2 protein-coding genes are annotated in these 2,487 nt (G+C 58.6%); one reads left to right on the plus strand and one right to left on the minus strand.

Features of this window, described 5'->3' with window-relative positions:
- Nucleotides 1-159: 159 nt before the first annotated feature.
- Nucleotides 160-1,695 carry a winged helix-turn-helix domain-containing tetratricopeptide repeat protein gene (locus AC630_RS40230; RefSeq protein ID WP_074123882.1) on the minus strand — a complete coding sequence of 512 codons (1,536 nt, stop codon included), beginning with the start codon at nucleotides 1,693-1,695 and terminating at the stop codon, nucleotides 160-162.
- Nucleotides 1,696-1,814: 119 nt separating this feature from the next.
- Between AC630_RS40230 and AC630_RS40235 the strand changes: the two genes are divergently transcribed.
- Nucleotides 1,815-2,261 carry a cupin domain-containing protein gene (locus AC630_RS40235; RefSeq protein WP_074123883.1) on the plus strand — a complete coding sequence of 149 codons (447 nt, stop codon included), beginning with the start codon at nucleotides 1,815-1,817 and terminating at the stop codon, nucleotides 2,259-2,261.
- Nucleotides 2,262-2,487 lie beyond the last annotated feature (226 nt).

The raw sequence follows: 2,487 nt of genomic DNA on the forward strand, positions 1-2,487 counted from the left end.
ATGCGACGTCGCTGCTTCATGCCCACACTCCATCTCTGCTAAAAGATTAGAGTGTTGCACCGACCGGTTGAGTCCACCCCCGTTAACGACCAAGCTCACGCGGCGGCGCAATATGTCGCGAAGGGCCAGAAGGCGACATTGGCGTTCGCGCCACACGCACTAGGCTTTCGCCGTTTGAAGGGCGCGGGTCATCTGCTCTGTCCATGCCGGGTTGTGGGCCTTGAGTGGTGCCAGTACGTCGTCTGACGGGCTCGTAACGCCGGCAATCTGTTGCGCGCAGCGTCGGGCTTCGCCCCACTTTCCAAGCGCAGCATGGCAGCAGACGAGAACTTCCAGACTGGTTGGCCAGTTCGGCCGTATTTGCAGTGCGCGTGCTGCCACCTTGAGACCTGCTTCCGCGTGGCCGGAAAAAAGGCGTGCCAGCGCAAGTGCATTGAACCAGAAGAAACCTTGCGGGTCGTGCGGGCTCAGCCGCAAGCCGTACTCAAGCGGCGAAATTGCATCAGATGCACGTCCGCTGAACAAGACCGCCATTCCGAGGACCAGATGGCCCAACGCAAAGCTGGGGCTGATTTCAATCGCCTTTCTGGCGGCACTGATCGACTGCTCGAACTGGTCCGCATACGCACTAACGATCGCGAGCGAGTAGTGTGTGTAAGGATTTCGTTCGTCCAGTTGGACCGCCTTTAGGGCCGCCTCCGTGCCCTCCCGCAAATCGGCAGCGCGATTGTCCGACCAGCCATAAGCAACCAGGCCGGCATTGACCCGGCCGAGCCAGAGATGCCCCTCCGGAAGCTCGGGATCGAGCTCGGCGGCTTGTCGAAATAGTTCTCGGGCTTTTCGGTGGTTCTCGCAGGTGACTTGATGAAAATGCCACGTCCCCCGCCGCACTATGTCCCAGGCTGTTATATTGCCTGTATGTCGAGCCGCTGCCTGCGCGCCCTCCGTTTTCAGCAGCTCCGGTTCGATAGCGCCTGCTACGCGCTCGGCAATTTCGTCCTGAATAGCGAACACGTCGTTCAATTCGAGGTCATAGCGTTCGGCCCAGATATGCTTTCCTGATCTGGCGTCGACGAGCTGCGCAGAAATCCGCATCTTCTGGCCGGACTTGCGCACGCTTCCTTCGATCAGATACTCCACGCCGAGCTCTTGCGCGATCTGTTTTGCGTCAAGGAGTTTGTGCTTGTAAGCAAAGCTGGAATTGCGGGCGATTACGAAAAGCCAGCGAAACCGCGTCAGGGCGGTAATGATATCTTCGGTGATACCATCGGCGAGATATTCCTGTTCTCTTTCACCACTCAAGTTGACGAACGGCAGAACGGCGATCCACGGTCGATGCTCAGCCGGCAACGTCGTCGCCTGGGCTATATTTTCCATCGGCTCTTTTGCTTGAAGCCCGACAAAGCGATAGCCGACCCGTGGAACCGTGGTGATCCAATCTCCGCCTTCCGAGATCGGCCCCAGTTGCTTTCTCAGCGCAGCGATTTGAACCGAAAGATTGCTTTCTTCGATCGCGGCGTCGCCCCAGGCCGCCTGCATCAACTCGTTTTTCGTCAGCACTCGGCCGGGCGAGCCAAGCAGCGCCTCGAGCAACCGAAGACCCTTGCTGCTGATGGCTACTGGCAGGCCCTCGCGTAGAAGCTTCCCGCGCTGCTTATCGAGCACAAACGGGCCGAAGGTGAAGTCCGTGGACATGGCCAAAGACCAATGGATTTTGCAAGTTTTCGGAACATTTCGGGCTTGCGTTCAAGACTTTTAGGCCACCGATGGCCGAATTTATACGCCCCAATCCCTTCACTAAACAGGAGGTTTCGATGACGATTCTTGAAGCCACCAGGAGCAAAACCGGGTCGATCGCTGCACCGCATAAGGCGTTGGTCATCAAAGGCGCCGCCGGCTACCGCGCAGAACAAGGTAGCGATTACGAGCCCGGCGTAAGCGCAGAAACCGTCGGCTCAAACTCGCTCTGGCTCGGGAAGATCACTCTGCCAGCCGGGAAACGAACCCGGGCACACGTGCACGAGCATCACGAAACCGCGCTCTACATGCTCACCGGCGATGAAATGGAATTGTGGACCGGCGATCAACTTCAGTATCGCGACATTGTGCGACCGGGGGATTATATTTTCGTTCCCGCAAACATGTTGCATGTTGCGGTGAACCGAAGTGCGCAACCTGCCGTCTTCATCGGCTGCCGTAACGAAGCTACGGCTCAGGAAAGTGTCGTCCTGCGACCTGAGATGGATTGCAAGGTCCCGTAGCAAGCTCCGGTCATTACCCCCGTCGGATCAGCCCCGGCGGGCTGCTGGCGCGATAGCCAATCGACTCCGCCGAGGTCGGCTTCGGGTCTTGGTTGTGTGCAAACGGGTAGGTCGGCACGCGGCCGTGGTCGCCAATCATTGCAGGCGGCCGATGTTCTCGCGTCGGATCGTCCAATGACCGGCCAAAGTGGGTATCGCGACGCGGTTTTGCGCTTTTGGACGCACT

The organism is Bradyrhizobium sp. AS23.2 (genome assembly GCF_001908185.1).
Taxonomy (GTDB): Bacteria; Pseudomonadota; Alphaproteobacteria; order Rhizobiales; family Xanthobacteraceae; genus Bradyrhizobium.

Bases quoted from the DNA above. Each gene is read 5' to 3' on its own strand.
- AC630_RS40230 (WP_074123882.1), bottom strand. From the start codon at position 1,695: ATGTCCACGGACTTCACCTTCGGCCCGTTTGTGCTCGATAAGCAGCGC.
- AC630_RS40235 (WP_074123883.1), top strand. From the start codon at position 1,815: ATGACGATTCTTGAAGCCACCAGGAGCAAAACCGGGTCGATCGCTGCA.